Origin of the sequence: Microbacterium sp. LKL04, from assembly GCF_900102005.1 — a bacterium.
Classification (GTDB): domain Bacteria; phylum Actinomycetota; class Actinomycetes; order Actinomycetales; family Microbacteriaceae; genus Microbacterium.
In genome coordinates, this window is the sequence record NZ_LT627736.1 from 891952 (window position 1) to 910321 (window position 18370).

Annotated in this window: 19 protein-coding genes; 14 read left to right on the top strand and 5 right to left on the bottom strand. The window is 68.9% G+C overall.

Features of this window, described 5'->3' with window-relative positions; all coding sequences use genetic code 11:
• Positions 1–20 precede the first annotated feature (20 nt).
• Together pdxY and BLP38_RS04420 are read right to left on the bottom strand one after the other, a co-directional pair.
• The gene (gene pdxY / locus BLP38_RS04415) at positions 21–872 is read right to left on the bottom strand and encodes a pyridoxal kinase PdxY (protein ID WP_091353468.1); all 852 of its coding nucleotides are present in this window, start codon (positions 870–872) and stop codon (positions 21–23) included.
• Entirely contained in the window at positions 869–2221 is a 1353-nt protein-coding gene (locus BLP38_RS04420) for an aminotransferase class I/II-fold pyridoxal phosphate-dependent enzyme (RefSeq protein WP_091353471.1), read from the bottom strand. Before BLP38_RS04420 ends, pdxY begins: the two co-directional genes overlap by 4 nt.
• A gap of 40 nt (positions 2222–2261) precedes the next feature.
• On the opposite strand from BLP38_RS04420, the gene pdxS reads away from it, so the two are divergent.
• The 10 genes from pdxS (at position 2262) to BLP38_RS04470 (ending at position 12464) form a co-directional block, all read left to right on the top strand.
• Complete coding sequence (gene pdxS / locus BLP38_RS04425) at positions 2262–3152, top strand: pyridoxal 5'-phosphate synthase lyase subunit PdxS (protein WP_018186716.1); 891 nt, start codon at positions 2262–2264, stop codon at positions 3150–3152.
• Entirely contained in the window at positions 3149–3739 is a 591-nt protein-coding gene (pdxT, locus tag BLP38_RS04430; protein ID WP_091353474.1) for a pyridoxal 5'-phosphate synthase glutaminase subunit PdxT, read from the top strand. The genes pdxS and pdxT overlap by 4 nt, the downstream gene beginning before the upstream one ends.
• Positions 3740–3797: 58 nt before the next feature.
• Complete coding sequence (locus BLP38_RS04435; RefSeq protein ID WP_091353478.1) at positions 3798–4562, top strand: YebC/PmpR family DNA-binding transcriptional regulator; 765 nt, start codon at positions 3798–3800, stop codon at positions 4560–4562.
• Between the two features lie 46 nt (positions 4563–4608).
• Positions 4609–5172 (top strand): crossover junction endodeoxyribonuclease RuvC, encoded by a 564-nt coding sequence (gene ruvC / locus BLP38_RS04440; protein WP_091353481.1) that lies wholly within the window; start codon positions 4609–4611, stop codon positions 5170–5172.
• A 47-nt stretch (positions 5173–5219) separates the two neighbouring features.
• Positions 5220–5831, top strand: a complete 612-nt coding sequence (ruvA, locus tag BLP38_RS04445) for a Holliday junction branch migration protein RuvA (protein WP_091353484.1) — start codon at positions 5220–5222, stop codon at positions 5829–5831.
• Positions 5824–6855, top strand: a complete 1032-nt coding sequence (ruvB, locus tag BLP38_RS04450) for a Holliday junction branch migration DNA helicase RuvB (protein WP_091353488.1) — start codon at positions 5824–5826, stop codon at positions 6853–6855. Before ruvA ends, ruvB begins: the two co-directional genes overlap by 8 nt.
• 76 nt (positions 6856–6931) lie before the next feature.
• Positions 6932–7384, top strand: a complete 453-nt coding sequence (locus BLP38_RS04455) for a preprotein translocase subunit YajC (RefSeq protein WP_091353492.1) — start codon at positions 6932–6934, stop codon at positions 7382–7384.
• Positions 7385–7422: 38 nt separating this feature from the next.
• Entirely contained in the window at positions 7423–9138 is a 1716-nt protein-coding gene (gene secD, locus BLP38_RS04460) for a protein translocase subunit SecD (protein WP_091353496.1), read from the top strand.
• On the top strand, positions 9138–10127 hold the full coding sequence (gene secF / locus BLP38_RS04465; protein WP_091353499.1) for a protein translocase subunit SecF: 990 nt from the start codon (positions 9138–9140) through the stop codon (positions 10125–10127). Before secD ends, secF begins: the two co-directional genes overlap by 1 nt.
• A gap of 69 nt (positions 10128–10196) precedes the next feature.
• Entirely contained in the window at positions 10197–12464 is a 2268-nt protein-coding gene (locus BLP38_RS04470; protein ID WP_091353502.1) for a RelA/SpoT family protein, read from the top strand.
• Here the strand turns inward: BLP38_RS04470 and BLP38_RS04475 are convergent.
• From BLP38_RS04475 to BLP38_RS04485, 3 genes are all read right to left on the bottom strand, one after another.
• The gene (locus tag BLP38_RS04475) at positions 12443–13012 is read right to left on the bottom strand and encodes an SAM-dependent methyltransferase (RefSeq protein WP_091353506.1); all 570 of its coding nucleotides are present in this window, start codon (positions 13010–13012) and stop codon (positions 12443–12445) included. The two genes, BLP38_RS04470 and BLP38_RS04475, sit on opposite strands and share 22 nt — an antisense overlap.
• Before the next feature lie 95 nt (positions 13013–13107).
• Positions 13108–14370, bottom strand: a complete 1263-nt coding sequence (locus BLP38_RS04480) for a DUF349 domain-containing protein (protein ID WP_231916565.1) — start codon at positions 14368–14370, stop codon at positions 13108–13110.
• A 60-nt stretch (positions 14371–14430) separates the two neighbouring features.
• Entirely contained in the window at positions 14431–14733 is a 303-nt protein-coding gene (locus tag BLP38_RS04485) for a dioxygenase (RefSeq protein WP_091353515.1), read from the bottom strand.
• Positions 14734–14859: 126 nt separating this feature from the next.
• Here BLP38_RS04485 and BLP38_RS04490 point away from each other — a divergent pair, with 126 nt between their 5' ends.
• The 4 genes from BLP38_RS04490 (at position 14860) to BLP38_RS04505 (ending at position 18348) form a co-directional block, all read left to right on the top strand.
• Positions 14860–16212: a replication-associated recombination protein A gene (locus BLP38_RS04490; protein ID WP_091353518.1), complete on the top strand. Its 1353-nt coding sequence runs from the start codon at positions 14860–14862 to the stop codon at positions 16210–16212.
• On the top strand, positions 16205–17116 hold the full coding sequence (locus BLP38_RS04495; RefSeq protein WP_231916566.1) for a tetratricopeptide repeat protein: 912 nt from the start codon (positions 16205–16207) through the stop codon (positions 17114–17116). The genes BLP38_RS04490 and BLP38_RS04495 overlap by 8 nt, the downstream gene beginning before the upstream one ends.
• A 139-nt stretch (positions 17117–17255) precedes the next feature.
• On the top strand, positions 17256–17912 hold the full coding sequence (gene rpsD, locus BLP38_RS04500) for a 30S ribosomal protein S4 (RefSeq protein WP_018186731.1): 657 nt from the start codon (positions 17256–17258) through the stop codon (positions 17910–17912).
• Between the two features lie 184 nt (positions 17913–18096).
• Positions 18097–18348: an ATPase gene (locus BLP38_RS04505; protein WP_091353521.1), complete on the top strand. Its 252-nt coding sequence runs from the start codon at positions 18097–18099 to the stop codon at positions 18346–18348.
• Positions 18349–18370: the final 22 nt, after the last annotated feature.

Here is an 18370-nt window from a genome sequence, read left to right on the forward strand (position 1 = left end):
AGGCCCGCCGTCCGCGGGGATCACCGGACCTGCGTGACCTCGAACTGCATCCGCGGGTGCGCGTACGCCTCCTGCGACTCGACGAGCTGCAGCTCTCGCGTGCCCGCGTCGTAGGTGTTCTGGAGCAGGTCGAACACGCTCGAGGTGGTCCTCGCGAGCGCATCGGCGGCATTCCCGCTCTCGCGGAAGTGCGCGGTGAACAGGGCGGCGGTGACGTCGCCGGAGCCGTTCGCCTTCATCGGGATGTGCGGCGTGCGGACGATCCACGCACCGTCATCCGTCACGGCGAGCATCTCGATCGTCCCCTCGGGTCGGTCGGGCCGCTCGACGCTCGTCACGAGCACGGTCGACGGTCCCATCGCACGCGCCGCGTCGACGGAGGCCAGGGTCGAGTCGAGGTCGGCGGCGTCGGTGCCGGTGAGGAAGCCGAGCTCGAACTGATTCGGCGTGATCAGGTCGGCGGCGGGGACGACCCGCTCGCGGAGGAGGACCGGGATGGCGGGGGCCACGAAGCATCCGCTCTTCGCATTTCCCATGACCGGGTCGCAGGCGTAGATCGCGTTCGGGTTCGCGGCCTTGACGCGCGCGACGGCGTCGAGGATGACGTCGCCGATCCCCTCGCCGCCCTGGTAGCCCGAGAGGACGGCGTCGATCTCGCCGAAGGCGCCGCGTTCCTCGATGCCGGTGATGACGTCGGCGACGTCCTGCGGGCTGATGAGCGGGCCGCGCCAGGCGCCGTAACCGGTGTGGTTCGAGAAGTTCACTGTGTAGACCGGGTAGACCTCGACGCCGATGCGCTGCAGCGGGAACACGGCGGCGGAGTTGCCGACGTGACCGTACGCGACGGCGGACTGGATGGAGAGGATCTTCACGGGGCGGTACTCGCTTCCGGTGAGGGCACGATCGCTCGCGCCGAGGCGGCGACGTCGGCGGCGAGCCGCGCGAGGTCGATGTCGGACAGGTCGTGGACGGTCAGGCGCAGGCGATGGCGGGCGTCGTCGTCGGCGAGGAAGAATTCGTCGCCGGGCCGGGCCAGCCAGCCGCGTCGCATCAACTGCTCGGCGACGGCTCGGGCGGGAGCCGGGACCCGGACCCACAGGCTGAGGCCGTCGCCCGCCGTCGTGGGGACCCCGTGGCGGGTCAGCTCGTCGGCGAACGCCTCGTTGCGTGACCGGTAGTGCCGGGCCGCGCGTTCGACGCCGGCCATGACCTCGTCATCGGACACCAGCGTGACGACGAGCCGCTGCAGCAGGTGGCTCACCCAGGTGGAGCCGGGGCTCAGCCGCCGCGCCAGGCGGTCCGCGGTCTCACGGTCGCTCGCGGTCACGGCGAGGCACATGTCGGGCCCCAGGAACTTCGAGACCGATCGGATCAGCGCCCACCGACGATGATCCGGTCCGATGATCGAGTGGTACGGCTCCCGCGAGAGCATCGAGAAGTGGTCGTCCTCGATGACCAGGACGTACGGATGCCGCGCCAGCACGGCTCGCAGCTCCGCCGCCCTCTCGGCGGTCAGGCTCACGCCGGTGGGGTTCTGCGCGCGGGGCGTGCAGACGATGGCGCGGACGCCCGCGTCGAGCGCGGCCTGGAGGCCGGCCACCGTCATCCCGTGCTCGTCGACGGGGATAGCGATGGGTCGGTAGCCGCCGATCTTCACGGTCCGCAACGCCGACAGGAAGCACGGGTCTTCGAGTCCGACACCGTCGTCGCGGGTGAGGGCGTCGGCGAACAGGCGCTCCAGCGCGTCCACGGCGCCGCCGGTGATCGTCAGCCGGAGATCGTCCCGGCCGGGGAGGTCGTTCTCGATCCACCGGGCTGCCCACTCCTCGAGGTCGGGGTCAATGGTCGGCTCGCCGTAGAGGACGGGGCGGCCGGCGAGGCTCGACAGGGCATGGGACGGATCGGGGATGAGGGTGGGGTCGGGGTTGCCCGTCGCGATATCGCGGAGGACCGTGTCGGCGGCGAATCCCTCCTGGGCAGGGTCCGAGCGCGGCGCGACGCGGGTTCCGGCTCGACCGGCGGTCTCCACGGCGCCCGCAGCGGCGAGGTGGCGGTAGGCCGCGACGACGGTGTTCCGGTTGACGCCGATCGTGTCGGCGAGAGCTCGCACCGGAGGAAGCGCAGCGCCGGGGCCGAGGTCGCCGCGGTCGATGAGGGAACGGATGCTGTCGGCGATCTCCGCGGCGGTGTCGCCGCTGATCGCCAGGACATCGTTCGTCATGCCGTCGAGTCTATGTCCGGGTCATGCTAACTTTTGGCCTATGCCAACGAATTCGACCGGAACGGCGCGCGTCAAGCGGGGCCTCGCCGAGATGCTCAAGGGCGGCGTCATCATGGACGTCGTCACCGCCGACCAGGCCAAGATCGCCGAGGACGCCGGCGCCGTCGCCGTCATGGCGCTCGAGCGTGTGCCGGCCGACATCCGCGCCCAGGGCGGCGTCGCGCGGATGAGCGACCCCGATCTCATCGATGACATCATCGCGTCGGTCTCGATCCCCGTGATGGCCAAGGCGCGCATCGGGCACTTCGTCGAGGCGCAGGTGCTGCAGGAGCTCGGCGTCGACTACATCGACGAGTCCGAGGTCCTCTCGCCCGCCGACTACGTGAACCACATCGACAAGTGGGGATACACGGTGCCCTTCGTCTGCGGTGCGACGAACCTGGGTGAAGCCCTGCGCCGCATCACCGAGGGGGCGGCGATGATCCGCTCCAAGGGCGAGGCCGGCACAGGCGACGTGTCGGAGGCCATGAAGCACATCCGCAAGATCCGCGGCGAGATCGCCGCCCTGTCGGCGCTGTCGAAGGATCAGCTCTACGTCGCGGCGAAGGATTTGCAGGCGCCGTACGAGCTCGTCGCCGAGATCGCCGAGACGGGCACCCTCCCCGTCGTCCTGTTCGTGGCCGGTGGCGTCGCGACTCCGGCGGATGCGGCGATGATGATGCAGCTCGGGGCCGACGGGGTGTTCGTGGGGTCCGGGATCTTCAAGAGCGGCAACCCCGCGGAGCGCGCCGCGGCGATCGTGAAGGCGACGACCTTCTTCGACGACCCCAAGGTCGTCGCGGACGTGTCGCGAGGACTCGGTGAGGCCATGGTCGGCATCAACGTGTCGGACCTCCCGGCTCCGCACCGGCTGGCGGACCGGGGCTGGTGACGAGACCTCGCATCGGCGTCCTCGCCCTCCAGGGCGACGTCCGGGAGCACTCCAGGACGCTCGCGGGTCTCGGCGCCGACGTCGTCCTCGTCCGGCGACCCGGGGATCTCGCGGCGGTCGTGGGCCTGGTCCTGCCCGGCGGCGAGTCGAGCGTCATCGACAAGCTGTCGCGCGCCTTCGGGATGCGCGATCCCATCCGGACGGCGATCGCTGACGGGATGCCGGTCCTCGGCACGTGCGCCGGCCTCATCCTGCTCGCCGACCGGCTCGAAGACGGCATCGCCGGCCAGCAGACGTTCGGCGGGCTGGACGTGACCGTGCGACGGAACGCGTTCGGATCGCAGGCGGACTCGTTCGAGACCGACATCGACGTTCCGGCGGTGGGGGAGCCGCACGTACGGGCCACGTTCATCCGCGCGCCGATCGTGAGCGAGGTCGGTCCGTCCGCGGAGGTGATCGCTCGTCTTCCGGGCGGCGGGGTCGTCGGGGTCCGCCAGGGTCGCGTCGTGGGCCTCTCGTTCCATCCCGAGCTCGACGGCGAGACGCGCTTCCACGAGCTCCTCCTGGACTCCGCGCGCGACGCGTAGCGAAGGGGCGTGGCCTCGGTCCTAGACTGGACCCTGCGCTTTTTCCGAGAGGAGTCCCGTGAGCGGACATTCCAAGTGGGCGACCACCAAGCACAAGAAGGCCATCATCGACTCGCGTCGCGCGAAGTCGTGGGCGAAGCTCATCAAGAACATCGAGGTCGCCGCCAAGCTCGGCGGCGCCGACCTGCAGGGCAACCCGACGCTCTTCGACGCCGTTCTGAAGGCCAAGAAGACGTCGGTCCCGAAGGACAACATCGACCGCGCGATCAAACGCGGCGCGGGCATCGGCGGCGAGTCGGTCGAGTACACCTCGATCATGTACGAGGCGTACGGTCCCAACGGTGTCGCGCTCATGGTCGAGTGTCTGACCGACAACAAGAACCGCGCCGCCGCTGAGGTCCGGACGGCCCTCACCCGCAATGGCGGCACGCTCGCCGACCCGGGCTCGGTCGCGTACAACTTCGCGCGCAAGGGCGTCATCGTCGTCTCGGGCGAAGGTACCACCGAGGACGACGTGATGATGGCCGCTCTCGAGGCCGGCGCCGAGGAGATCGAGCCGCACTCCGAGGGCTTCGAGGTCGTCACCGAGGCATCCGATCTCGTCGCCGTCCGCTCCGCGCTCACCGATGCGGGCATCGAGTACGAGTCCGCGGATGTCGAATTCGTCCCGAACCTCAAGGTCGAGATCGACGCCGACACGGCGCGCAAGGTCTTCCGGCTCATCGATGCCCTCGAGGACAGCGAAGACGTCCAGAACGTCTATGCCAACTTCGACCTCACGGCCGAGGTGCAGGCGGAACTCGAGGACGACGAGCAAGAGTAGGGCGCGCCGACGAGCGGATGCCGCACCTCCCGCCTAGCGTGGGGGAGTGGCATCCGCTCTTCGCGTTCTCGGCATCGACCCGGGACTGACCCGATGCGGCGTCGGCGTCGTCGACGTCCGGCGCGACCGATCGGCGTCGCTCGTCCACGTGGGTGTCGTCCGGTCCTCGCCCGAAGCGCCGATCGAGCAGCGCCTCGCGACGATCGCTGCCGGCATCCGGGCGGTCCTGGCCGAGCACGGACCCGACGTCGTCGCCGTCGAGCGCGTCTTCGCCCAGCAGAACCGGAGCACCGTCATGGGCACGGCCCAGGCGAGCGGCATCGCTCTCCTCCTCGCGGCGGAGCACGGCCTGCCCGCCGCAACGCACACTCCCTCGGAAGTGAAGGCGGCGATCACCGGGTACGGGAACGCCGAGAAGCTTCAGGTCCAGACCATGGTGGCGCGCGTCCTCCGTCTGGATGCGCTGCCGCAGCCGGCGGATGCCGCCGACGCCCTCGCGCTTGCGCTCTGCCACGCATGGCGTCGCGGTGCCGGACCCGTCGGCGCCGACGCCGCGCTGACGCCGGCGCAACGCGCGTGGGCCGCAGCGGAGAAGGCGACACGGCGCTGACGCGTGTCGCTCGAACATACCTCCGAATGCTCCCGTAGGCTCGACTCATGATCTCCTCGCTGCGGGGCCGCGTGCTGCACCTCGAACCCGACTCCGTCATCATCGACGTGCACGGCGTCGGCTACGCCGTGGCGGTCACCGCGCAGCACGCGCGGCAGCTGCACCTGGGCGACGACGTCTTCGTGCACACCGCGATGATCGTCCGGGAGGACGCCATGCTGCTCTTCGGCTTCGAGGAGCGCTCCGAGCTCGACGTCTTCGGCCAGCTCCTCAGCGTCTCGGGGGTGGGGCCGAAGTCCGCTCTCGGCGTCCTCTCGTCTCTCACGGTCGACCAGATCGCCACGGCCGTCGCCGACGAGGACGATGCACCGTTCCGGCGGGTGTCGGGGATCGGCCCGAAGACCGCGAAGCTGATCGTCGTGCAGCTCGCGGGCAAGTTGACGGCCCCCGCGCGCACCGCCGTGGGCGCGCCGATCCCGCAGGGACTCGGTGCGCAGGTGTCGGCCGCCCTCATGGCGCTCGGGTGGAACGAGCGCGTCGCCGTCGAGACGGCGGAGAGCGTGCTCGCCGACGCGCCGGCGGGTGCGACCGTGCCGGCGCTCCTGAAGCTCGCCCTGGCCCAGCTCGGTCCTGCTCGTGCGGAGCGCAGCGGTGTCTGACGCCCGCGACCAGCGTCTTCCCGAGGACGAGACCGAGCTGGCCGTCGAGGGCGCGCTCCGGCCCGGTTCGCTCGCCGAGTTCATCGGTCAGATGAAGGTGCGCGGTCAGCTGCAACTGCTGCTGGATGCCGCCCGCATCCAGCAGCGCCCGGCCGACCACATCCTGCTGTCGGGCCCTCCCGGGCTCGGAAAGACGACGCTCGCCATGATCGTCGCGCACGAGAGCGAGCGACCCCTTCGGATGTCGAGCGGCCCGGCGATCCAGCACGCCGGCGACCTGGCCGCACTGCTGTCGAGCCTCGTCCCGGGTGAGGTGCTCTTCATCGACGAGATCCATCGCATGGCGCGTTCCGCCGAGGAGATGCTGTACCTCGCGATGGAGGACTTCCGCATCGACATCATGGTCGGCAAGGGCGCCGGTGCGACCAGCATCCCGCTCGACCTGGCGCCCTTCACCCTCGTCGGAGCGACCACGCGGTCAGGACTGCTCCCCAACCCGCTCCGCGACCGGTTCGGGTTCACCGCGCACCTCGAGTACTACGAGCCCGTCGAGCTCGAGCAGGTCATCGCCCGCTCTGCGGTCATGCTCGACGTCGATGTGCCCGCGGCATCCCGTGAGGAGATCGCCCGGCGCTCGCGCGGCACCCCCCGCATCGCGAACCGGCTGCTGCGGCGTGTGCGCGACTACGTCGTCGTGCACGGCGGATCATCGACGCAGGCCTCGACCGCTGACGTCTCGGCCGCGCTCGAGCTCTACGACGTCGACGACCTGGGGCTCGACCGGCTCGACCGCGCGGTTCTCGATGCGCTCGTCCGCCGCTTCCGAGGCGGTCCCGTCGGACTCAATACGCTCGCCGTCACGGTGGGGGAGGAAGCGGACACGATCGAGTCGGTCGTCGAGCCGTACCTCGTCCGGATCGGCTTCATGGGACGCACCCCCCGGGGCCGAGTGGCGACCCCTGAGGCGTACGCGCACCTGGGCATCCCCCGTCACGACGGGGCGCTCACCCTCGATGACCTATAATCGCTGAAGGCTCCGGCCTCCCACCCTCTTCGCCGCATCGATGCGGCGTGCCCTCCCGAAAGGCGGACCCGCGTCCATGTTGCTTCTTGCCCAGCAGAACACCCCGCAGGCCCCCACCGGAGGAAACTTCTTCACGGACTACGGCCTGCTCATCCTGCTGGCGGCCCTGCTGGTCTTCATGTTCATCAGCTCGCGTCGTCGCACGAAGAAGATGAAGGAACAGCAGGAGCAGAAGGCCCAGCAGATGGTCCCGGGCGTGAAGGTCCTGCTCCAGGGCGGCCTCTACGGCACGATCGTCGAGTACGACCCCACCGATCTCTCCAAGCCCGCGCACGTCGAGCTCGCCCCCGGCATGGTCGTCGAGGTCCACAGCCAGGCGATCCTGCGCATCGTCGAGGACGAGGAGCCCGTCGTCGAGGAGACCGAGCAGGTCGCCGGCGACGATGTCATCGTCTCGCGCGATGAGACGATCCTCGACTCGCGTCCTGCCGACGGCGCCCCCGACGCGGACGACAAGCCCAAGGCCTGACCTTCCCGCTTCGGCGGTCCCTGACGAAAGTTCCCTCCGTGGCCTCATCCACCCCTGTCCGCCGCGCCTGGCGCGCACTGATCGGACTCCTCGCTCTGACTGCTGTCCTCTTCGGGGTGAACGCCGCGGGCGTGTACCTCTTCGAGAGGAGCTCCTGGGTTCCCGAGCTCGCGCTCGACCTGCAGGGCGGCACGCAGATCATCCTCCAGGCGCAGACGGAGGCGGGCACGCCTCCGACTCCGGAGCAGATGCAGCAGGCTGTCTCGATCATCCGTCAGCGTGTGGATGCCTCGGGTGTGGGTGAGACGGACATCACCACGCAGGCGGGCAACCAGATCGTCGTTCAGCTGCCCGGCATCGCCGACGAGGAGACCCGCGACCGCATCGGTCGCTCCGCGCAGATGCAGTTGCGCGCGGTGCTCTACACGGCGGCGCCCAGCAACACCTTCGTCGGAGACGACGGCAAGCAGACGCCGTACCCGACTCCCGGACCGTCTCTGAACGCGACGCCCACCCCGGCCCCGACCAACGGCAGCGACCTGTCGTGGGCGACCGAAGAGGTGCAGGCGCAGTTCCTCGCCTACGACTGCGCGAACCCGGCGACCGACCCGGCTCAGGAGCCGGCGAACGAGCCGCTCATCACGTGCGACACCGACGGAGCGGCCAAGTACCTGCTCGGCCCGGTGGAGCTCGATGGGTCCGCCATCTCGGACGCGACCAACGGGCTGAACTCGCAGAACGGTCAGTGGGCCGTGAACATCGTGTTCAACGGCGAGGGCACGAAGACCTTCGGCGATATCAGCCAGCGACTGTTCAACCTGCAGTCCCCGCAGAACCAGTTCGCCTTCGTGCTGGACGGCGAGGTCATCTCCGCGCCCTCCATGAACGCGGTGATCACCGACGGCAAGCCGCAGATCACCGGAAACTTCGACCAGGAGACATCGAAGACCCTCGCCGACCAGCTGAAGTACGGTGCGCTCCCGCTCAGCTTCGAGGTGCAGAGCAGCAACTCCATCTCGGCGACGCTCGGATCACAGCAGCTCCTGATCGGTCTCGTCGCCGGTCTGATCGGTCTGGCGCTCGTGGCGATCTATTCGCTGACGGTCTACCGCGCGCTCGGCTTCGTGATCATCGCGTCTCTCGCGGTCATGGGCATCCTGACCTACATCACGCTGTGCATCCTCGCGTGGCGCATGGGCTTCCGGCTGTCGCTCGCAGGTGTGGCGGGCCTCATCGTCACGATCGGCTTCACGGCGGACTCGTTCATCGTCTACTTCGAACGCATCCGAGACGAGCTCCGCGACGGCAAGTCGATCACCGGCGCCGTCGAGGACGGCTGGGCGCGCGCGAAGCGCACGATCTACATCTCGAAGTCGATCAACATCCTGGCCGCCGTCGTGCTCTACATCCTCGCCGACGCCACGGTGAAGGGCTTCGCGTTCACCCTCGGCCTCACGACCGTGATCGACATCCTGATCTTCATCCTCTTCACCCACCCCGTGCTCCAGCTTCTCGCGCGGACGCGCTTCTTCGGCGGTGGACACACGCTCTCGGGGCTCGACCCGACGGCGCTCGGCGCGGTCTACCGCGGGCGTGCGCAGTTCCGGACGCCCGTGGCTGCCGGAGGTACGTCGCAAGCCGAGAAGCGGTCGTCGCGTTCTCGCAACGAGGCGGTTCGCCGCCAGACCATCGCCGAGCGCAAGCTCGCGCAGCAGAGCAGCGATACGCGCTCGGCAGGGGAGGGGGACGACTGATGCGTTCCATGAGTGACTTCGGAAACGACCTCTACACCGGGAAGGTCTCCTTCCCGTTCGTCGGACGCCGCCGGCTCTGGTTCCTCATCGCCGCGATCCTGGTGATCGGGTCCGCGCTGGTTCCCGTCTTCCGTCCCATCCAGTTCTCGATCGAGTTCACCGGTGGGTCGCAGTTCACCGTCAACGACGTCGCGAAGCCCGATCAGCTGCTCGCGACCGAGGCGGTCCAGTCCGTGGTCCCGGATGCCGCGACCCGCGTCACGACGGTCGGCGACGACAGCCTCCGCATCCAGACCGACCAGCTCGGCGAGATCGAGACGCGCGAAGTCACCGATGCGCTCGTCACCGCCTACGGCGTGTCGGACGACAGCGTCAGCTCCTCGTTCATCGGCCCCAGCTGGGGTGAGAGCGTCACGCGTCAATCGCTGTGGGGCCTGGCGATCTTCCTCGTCCTCACGTTCCTGATCCTGGCGCTCTACTTCCGGACGTGGAAGATGTCCGTTGCCGCGATGATCGGTCTCGTCGACGTTCTGGTCGTCACCGTCGGCGTCTATGCCCTCTTCGGCTTCGAGATCTCACCGGCGGCCGTGATCGGCTTCCTCACGATCTTGTCGTATTCGCTCTACGACACGACCGTCGTCTTCGACAAGATCCGTGAGAACACCTTCGAGGACGGCGAGAAGTCCGGCCGCACCTTCGGGGAGTCGGTGAACCTCGCGGTGAACCAGACCCTCGTCCGATCCATTAACACGACGGTCGTGGCAGTGCTCCCGACCGGTGCGATCCTCTTCATCGGCGCGCTGTGGCTCGGCGCTCAGACTCTGACGGACATCTCGCTGTCGATCTTTGTCGGAACGATCGTCGCGGCGTACTCCACGCTGTTCGTCGCTGCGCCGCTCTACTCGCTCCTGCGCGAGAACGAGGGCGACCTGAAGGCTCGCGATCAGCGCATCCTCGAGTCCCGTTCGGCCGCAGTAGCCGCGGTCTGAGCGGCATGGCCGCGAGCGTAGGATTGACCTCCAGTTCCACGCGCGCACGGGCAGACAGGAGGCGATCGCATGGCTGAAGCGGTCACTCCGACAGGGTCGGCGACGGGCGGGCAGTCCCTCCGTCGCCTCGTCCCGCGCATCTTCTCCCGTGCGCCGTCGCGCGACGCGCTCGAGGAGCTCATGCGAACGGTGCGCGTGCACCACCCCAAGGGCGACATCGCGATCGTCGAGCGTGCATATCGGACCGCCGCGAAGGCCCATGCGTCTCAGAAGCGGCAGAGCGGTGAGCCCTACATCACGCACCCGCTCGCCGTCGCGCAGATCCTCGCGGAACTGGGCCTGGGTCCGCGCGCTATCGCCGCCGCCCTCCTCCACGACACCGTGGAGGACACCGACTACTCCCTCGACCAGCTGACGGCGGACTTCGGCGACGAGGTCGCGATGCTCGTCGACGGTGTGACGAAGCTCGACAAGGTCAAGTACGGCGACGCGGCGCAGGCCGAGACCGTCCGCAAGATGATCGTCGCGATGTCGAAGGACATCCGCGTCCTCCTGATCAAGCTCGCAGACCGGTTGCACAATGCGCGCACCTGGGGGTTCGTGCCGCCCGAGAAGGCCGCGAAGAAGGCGCGCGAGACGCTCGAGATCTACGCTCCGCTGGCGCATCGCCTCGGCATCCAGACCGCGAAGAGCGAGCTGGAGGATCTGTCGTTCGCCGTGCTTCACCCGAAGCTCTACGCCGAGATCGACTCACTCGTCAAGCAGCGCACTCCGCAGCGCGAGCAGTACGTCCACACGGTGATCGACAACGTCGAAGCCGACCTGCGGGATCTGCGTATCCGAGGTCGCGTGATGGGACGACCCAAGCAGCTGTACTCCGTGTACCAGAAGATGGTCGTCCGAGGTCGCGAGTTCGACGACATCTACGACCTCATCGGCATCCGCGTCATGGTGAACACGGTTCGCGACTGCTACGCGGTCCTGGGCGCGATCCACGCACGGTGGACGCCGATCCCGGGCCGGTTCAAGGACTACATCGCGACGCCGAAGTTCAATCTGTACCAGTCGCTCCACACGACGGTCATCGGTCCCGGCGGTCGCACGGTCGAGATTCAGATCCGCACCCACGAGATGCACCAGCAGGCCGAGTACGGCGTGGCCGCGCACTGGAAGTACAAGGAGCAGATCTCCGGCGGCAAGGCGGACTCCAAGGCCATCGACCAGGACATGGCGTGGCTGGCGCACATCTCGGACTGGCAGGCCGAAACCGCCGATCCGAGCGAGTTCCTCGATTCCCTCCGTTTCGAGATCGGCGCGAAGGAGGTCTACGTCTTCACCCCCAAGGGGCGCGTCGTGGGGCTCCCCGCCGGTGCGACCCCCGTCGACTTCGCGTACGCCGTGCACACCGAGATCGGCCACCGGACGATGGGTGCGAAGGTCAACGGTCGCCTGGTGCCGCTCGAATCGGAGCTGCACTCCGGTGACGTCGTCGAGGTGTTCACCTCGAAGAACCCGGATGCCGGCCCCAGCCAGGACTGGCTGGCGTTCGTCAAGAGCACCCGAGCACGCAACAAGATCCGCGGATGGTTCACGAAGGAACGGCGCGACGAAGCCGTCGAGCAGGGCAAGGACGCCATCGCGCGCGCGATGCGCCGACAGAACCTGCCGCTTCAGCGTCTGATGAGTCAGGACTCCTTCACCGCGGTCGCGCACCAGCTCCGCTACGAGGATGTCACCGCCCTCTACGCCGCGGTCGGCGAAGGGCACGTGTCGACCCAGTCGGTCATCGAGAAGGTCACCGCCCTCGTCCGCACGGAGGAGGAGAACACCTCCACCGGTCCCATCGACCTTCCTGCCGTCGGCCGGTCCAAGGCGCCGCGCGGCGGAGACTCGGGCGTCCTCGTCCGGGGTGCGCCCGACATCCTCGTGAAGCTCGCCAAGTGCTGCACGCCGGTCCCGGGGGACGAGATCGTCGGTTTCGTCACGCGCGGCAGCGGCGTCTCCGTGCACCGCGCCGACTGCACGAACGCCGGCGCGCTCCGCGACCAGCCGGACCGGCTCATCGAGGTCTCGTGGGCGCCGACGTCCAAGAGCGTCTTCCTCGTCCACATCCAGGTCGAGGCCCTCGACCGCTCGGGGCTGCTGAGCGACATCACGCGGGTGCTCAGCGAGCACCACGTGAACATCCTCTCGGCATCCGTCCAGACGACGAATGACCGTCTCGCGCTCAGCCGGTACGTCTTCGAGATGGGCGACACGGTCCACCTCGACCGCGTGCTGAACGCCGTCCGGCGCATCGACGCGGTCTACGACGTCTACCGGGTCACCTCTTCCTGACGCCGTCGCAGTTCGGCAGCCGCCGCGCGCTTGTGATGGACGGGTCCCGCCTGCCCGATCCAGGTCACGGCATCGTCGAGCAGGTCCGATCGCCACGCGAGCATGTCATCGACCAGGTGGCGCGGAGAGGCACCCACGGCGGCCTCGCGGATGAGGTCTACCAGAGTGCGGACCGGGGTCGTCACGGCGACGCCGCTGATGAGCTCGACGTCACGGGCCGGGAGGGCGACGTCGCGGAACCGGATGCGAGCGTCGACCGGAAAGGCCGCACGCCGTCTCCCCGCCCGCTGCAGGCTCTGGATGAGCGGCGGCTCCGGGATGGCACCGTGCACCCAGGCGGCGCTGGCGTGCGTGACCGCGCGCTCCGGTCCGCCGACCGAGCGGAAGGATGCCGCGCGCAGCTCGCGTGTTTCGACGGCGTCCGCCGGCATGAAGGCCTCGCCGATCTCCACGAGATCGCCGTCCAGGCGAGCCGCCGTCAGCTCCGCGGTCGACAGGCGGTCATCGGCGAAATAGAGGAACGGCCACATGAGGGCAGTCTGCGCCATACGGGCGCGTCGGGCCGGAGTCGAATTCCGGCTGTGGAGAAACGACGAGAGCGGACCACCCGGGAGGGTGCTCCGCTCTCGTCAGATCCGACGTGTCAGCCGCCGAGGGCCCGCAACCAGCCCTTGCGGGCTTCGAGCGCGTCCTTCGCCTTCGCGATGGCGGCCTTATCCTTCGTGGCTTCTGCGGCCGTGAGCTCGTCCTCGAGCTTCGAGATCGCATCCTGGAGCTGGCTCGTCATGTCGTTCTGACGCGCCTTCGTCTCGGGGTTGTTGCGCTTCCAGTCCTCGTCTTCACGGGACTTCAACGCGGTCTCGACCTTGCGGAGCTGGTCGTCCAGGCCACGCTCGGTGTCGCGCGGGAATACACGACCGATCTCGTCCCAGCGGCGCTGGATGTTCGTGAGGAGGGTCCGCGCCTTGGCGTTGTCCTTCTCCTTCGCGACGGCGGCGGCTTCGTCGAGCAGAGCGCGCTTGGCCTCGATCTTCTCCTTCGATGCTTCGACGTCCGCGTTCTCGCGTTCGATGCGCGCGCCGTAGAGGACGTCACCCGCAGCCTTGAACCGGGCCCAGAGCGCGTCGTCCGCCTTCTTTCCGGCGCGGCCGGCGCTCTTCCACTGGTCGAGCAGCTCGCGGTACGCCGAGATGCCGTCCTCGCCCCTCGGCGCCAGTGCCTCGGCGCGCTCGACGAGGCGCGTCTTCGCGTCGCGGGCGCTCTTGTGCTGCTCGTCGAGGCTCGAGTAGAACTCGCGGCGGTTCTTGTCCACGATGGCGCGGGCGTCGCGGAATCGCTTCCAGAGCTGCTGACCGACCGCCTTGGGCAGGCGGGGTCCGGTGCTCTGGTGCTCCTGCCAGCGTGCGAACAGGGCCGCCACGTCGGCTGTCGTCTGCTTCCACTGGATGGAGCGCGGGTCCTTGGCGGCGATCGCCTCGATCTCGGTGACGATGCCCTCGCGTTCGGCGACGGCGGCATCCACCGCTGCGCGCTGAGCCTGCGCCTCTTCGGCGCTCGCCTCGGACAGCGCGCCCTCGAGCGACGTGACGCGGGCCTCGAGCGAGGCGAGATCGCCGACGGCGGCAGCGCCGTCGAGACGTTCGCGGATGGTGCGGGCGGTGCTGCGCAGATCGGATGCCGACGCCCCGCCGCGCCGGTGGCGCACCTCGAGGAGGGTCACCTCGGAGGCGAGGTCGGCGTACTTGCGCTCGAAGTAGGCGAGAGCCTCTTCGGGGGTGCCGTCGGGGTACTGGCCGACGACACGCCACTGATCGCCCTCGCGGACGGAGACGGTGCCGTCGTCGTCGACGCGGCCCCACGGCTGGGTCTCGGCGGATTCGGGGGTGGCGGAACTCACGGGGGTCACCTCGTCGGCGGCATGCGCCGCATGGGGGTCGGATTAGTGACTCAGCCTAGTACGCGCCGGTCACGGAGTCGGAGTGGGAGTCGGGGATTCAGACGGCTCGGGGGAGGGAGCAGGGGTCGCACCCGGGCTCTGCGACGGAGACGGGGACGGCGCGGGTTCCGGAGTGCCGGGCCCGAGCTTGTAGTAGGCGACCTGCCCGCCGAGGACCGCGAGCAGAAGCGCACCACCGGCGACGCCGGCGATCACGTTGTCGCGGCGGCGTCGCTGGATGACGGAGGCGTGGAAGCGTCGTCGCGCTTCGTAGAGACGTGCGCGCTCGCGCTCCTGTGCGCTCGAGCGACCCTTGTCCTTGCCCGCTGCCACGGCGTTCCTCCCGTCGAGGCTGAGCGAGAGCGCAGCCTTCTGCAGATTATTCGGCCCCGCGCCCGGGGCAAAACCCGGCGGCACCGGTCGGGGCGTGATGTCGGTGGGGGCGATTAGCCTGGAGGGATGGCACAGAGTGATGCGCTTTTCCGCGGAGCGACGCCTCTGGCCGTGAGGATGCGCCCGGCATCCCTCGACGAGGTCGCCGGTCAGACCCACCTGCTCCGTCCGGGGTCGCCGCTCGTCGCCCTCGCCGACCCCGGGCGCGCGACCACCGGCGCAGTCTCGGTGATCCTCTGGGGGCCGCCGGGGACAGGCAAGACGACGCTGGCGCAGGCGATCGCGCGGACCTCCGGCCGTCGGTTCGTGGAGCTCTCGGCCGTCACCGCCGGCGTCAAGGACGTCCGTGAGGTCATGCAAGAAGCGATGACCCAGCGCGACCTGTACGGCGCCTCCACGATCCTCTTCCTCGATGAGATCCACCGCTTCACCAAGGCGCAACAGGACGCCCTGCTCCCGGGCGTCGAGAACGGGTGGGTCATCCTCATCGCGGCGACGACGGAGAACCCCTCTTTCTCGGTGATCTCGCCCCTGCTGTCGCGATCGCTCCTGCTCACCCTGCAGCCCCTCACCGATGCGGACCTCGGCATGTTGGTCGACCGCGCCGTCACCGACGCCCGAGGCCTTGCCGGCGCCGTCACCCTCTCGGATGAGGCGCGGGCCGCCCTCGTTCACCTCGCTTCAGGGGATGCGCGTCGTGCGTTGACCTCGCTCGAGGCCGCGGCGTCGATGGCCGAGCCGGTCGAGACGTCCGATGACGAGAGCGAGGATGCCCCGGCGGAGCCGCCCGTCATCACGGCCGAGCACGTCGCGCAAGCCGTCGATCGCGCCCTGCTGCGGTACGACAGACAGGGCGATGAGCACTACGACGTCATCAGCGCCTTCATCAAGTCGATCCGAGGGTCCGATCCGGACGCCGCGATGCACTACCTCGCCCGGATGATCGAAGCCGGCGAGGATCCGCGATTCATCGCCCGGCGCCTGGTCATCTCAGCCGCGGAGGACATCGGGCTCGCCGACCCGCAGGCTCTTCAGATCGCCGTGGCGGCCGCTGACGCGGTGGCGTTCATCGGGATGCCGGAGGGGCGCATCCCACTCGCGGAGGCCACCGCCTATCTCGCGACCACCGCGAAGTCGAACGCCGCTTACAACGCCATCAATGCGGCGATCGCGGACGTCCGTGCGGGAGGGTTCGGGCGGGTGCCGATCCATCTGAGGGACGCGCACTACGCCGGGGCGAAGCGCCTGGGTCACGGCAAGGGATACGTGTACCCGCACGACCTCGAGGTCGGTGTCGCGACGCAGCAGTATTTGCCTGACGAACTGCGAGGACGCCGCTACTACGCGCCGACCGGTCGGGGTATGGAGCGCGACATCTCCGCCCGACTCGAGAAGATCCGGAAGATCCTCGGTGACTGAGGTGCCGGGGGAGGTGGACCGCCGCATAGACGACGTGTGGGCGGCCGCCGACGAAGAGACTCCCGACGCCCTCCGAATCGCGATGCGCGAGGCGCTCACCGGGCGACCCGAGGGTGACCCTCGCGCCCTGTTCGAGCGCGCGTCGGTTGAGGACTTCCTCGGACAAGAGTCGGCGGCGATCCCGCTCTATCGTGCGGCGCTCGCTGGGGGACTGGAGGCGCCCTTCGCGACGCAGGCGAGGATCCAACTCGCGAGCTCCCTGCGGAATGTGGGGGATGCTTCGGGCGCGATCGCCGTCCTGAAGGACGTCCCGCCGACCGACCCGTTGGCGGGCGCGGCGGCGGGATTCCGAGCGCTCGCCCTGTACGACGATGACAAGGCCGTCCGCGCGCTCCGCACCGCCCTTCGAGCTCTCGCGGACGAGATACCTCTCTACGGCCGCGCGCTGCGCGCGTATGCGGCGGAGGTCCGATCGCGCCCCCGCATCCGCGTCATCGCTGTCGCCGTCGTCGTCAGGGACGGATACGTCCTCGGGGAGCTGTACTCGGCGACGCCGGAGCGTCCGTCATTCCTGCGGGCTCCGGGCGGCGGTGTCGAGCCGGGGGAGACGGCTGATGCTGCGGTCCGCCGGGAGCTCGCGGAGGAGCTCGGGGCGACCGTGACGGATTCGCGGCTCCTCGGGGTCCTCGAGAACATCTTCGACAACGACGGCCGCCCCGGGCACGAGATCGCCTACGTCTTCGCGGTGCGCAGCCCGGAGCTCGACGACCTGGGCGTCGACGAGCGGATCCAGGTGCTCGACGGCGACACATCGGTCGGCTGGTACCGGATCGACGACCTCCACGCTGATGCGTTGCCCTTCTATCCGCCCGGTGCGCTCGATCTGGCGCGCGGCCAGGGATGATCCGACCCGTCTGTTAGGCTTAATCGGCTCGAAACCGTGTTTTCGGGCATCCTCTTCTCTCTTTCCCACCTTTCGGCGTGCCCCGGCGTGCAGTCCGCAAGGGCGAGAGAAGGCGATACGCCCGTGAGCCGTGAAAGACATGGCCACGTCATGGAAGGAAGATTTCGTGGCAACGAAGTCCCAGGACCGCCGCAAGGTGCGCCTCTCGCGCGCCCTCGGCGTCGCACTGACCCCCAAGGCCGCCCGCTACCTCGAGAAGCGTCCCTACGCTCCCGGTGAGCACGGCCGCACCAAGCGCAAGCAGGACAGCGATTACGCCGTCCGTCTTCGCGAGAAGCAGCGTCTGCGCGAGCAGTACGGCATCCGCGAGAAGCAGATGCGCAACACCTTCAACGAGGCCCGCCGCACGGAGGGTCTGACCGGTGAGAACCTCGTCGAGCTCCTCGAGATGCGTCTCGACTCGCTCGTGCTCCGTTCGGGCTTCGCCCGCACGACGGCACAGGCGCGTCAGCTCGTCGTGCACCGTCACATCCTCGTCGACGGACAGCTCGTCGACCGCCCGTCCTTCCGCGTGAAGCCGGGCCAGACGATCCACGTCAAGGCCAAGAGCGAGGCTCTCGAGCCGTTCCAGGTCGCAGCCGCCGGCGGTCACGCCGAGGTCCTGCCCCCGGTTCCCGGCTACCTGTCGGTCGAGCTCGACAAGCTCCAGGCCCGTCTCGAGCGTCGCCCCAAGCGCGCCGAGGTCCCGGTGACCTGTGAAGTCCAGCTCGTCGTCGAGTACTACGCCGCGCGCTAAGCGGGGCGTAGTACCTCTGCGGAGCAGACAATAGTCCAGCTACGCCGCGCGCTAAGCGGGGCGTAGTACCTCTGCGGAGCAGACAACAGTTCAGCTACGCCGCGCGCTGATCCTCGGATCACGCGGTTCGGAGGGGCGTCGGGTTCACCCGGCGCCCCTTCTGCTTTGCACCTAACATGGACCCATGAAGAAAGTCCTCTGGTTCCTGATGGGCATCGTCGCCGGCTTCGTTGCCGCGCACCTGGTGAACAAGGATCCGCGAGGCCAGGAGCTCCTCTCCGAGGTCGACCTCCGCATCTCCGAGTTCACCGACCGGATGGGCGAGGCCTACCGGACGCAGGAGGCGAAGATCGAGGGCATCGTCGCCGACGCGCAGGACGCCCTGTCGAAGGATGCCGTGTCGAAGGATGCCGCGTCCGCCCCGCAGGGCGACTGACCCACTTCCCCATCTCCGGTCG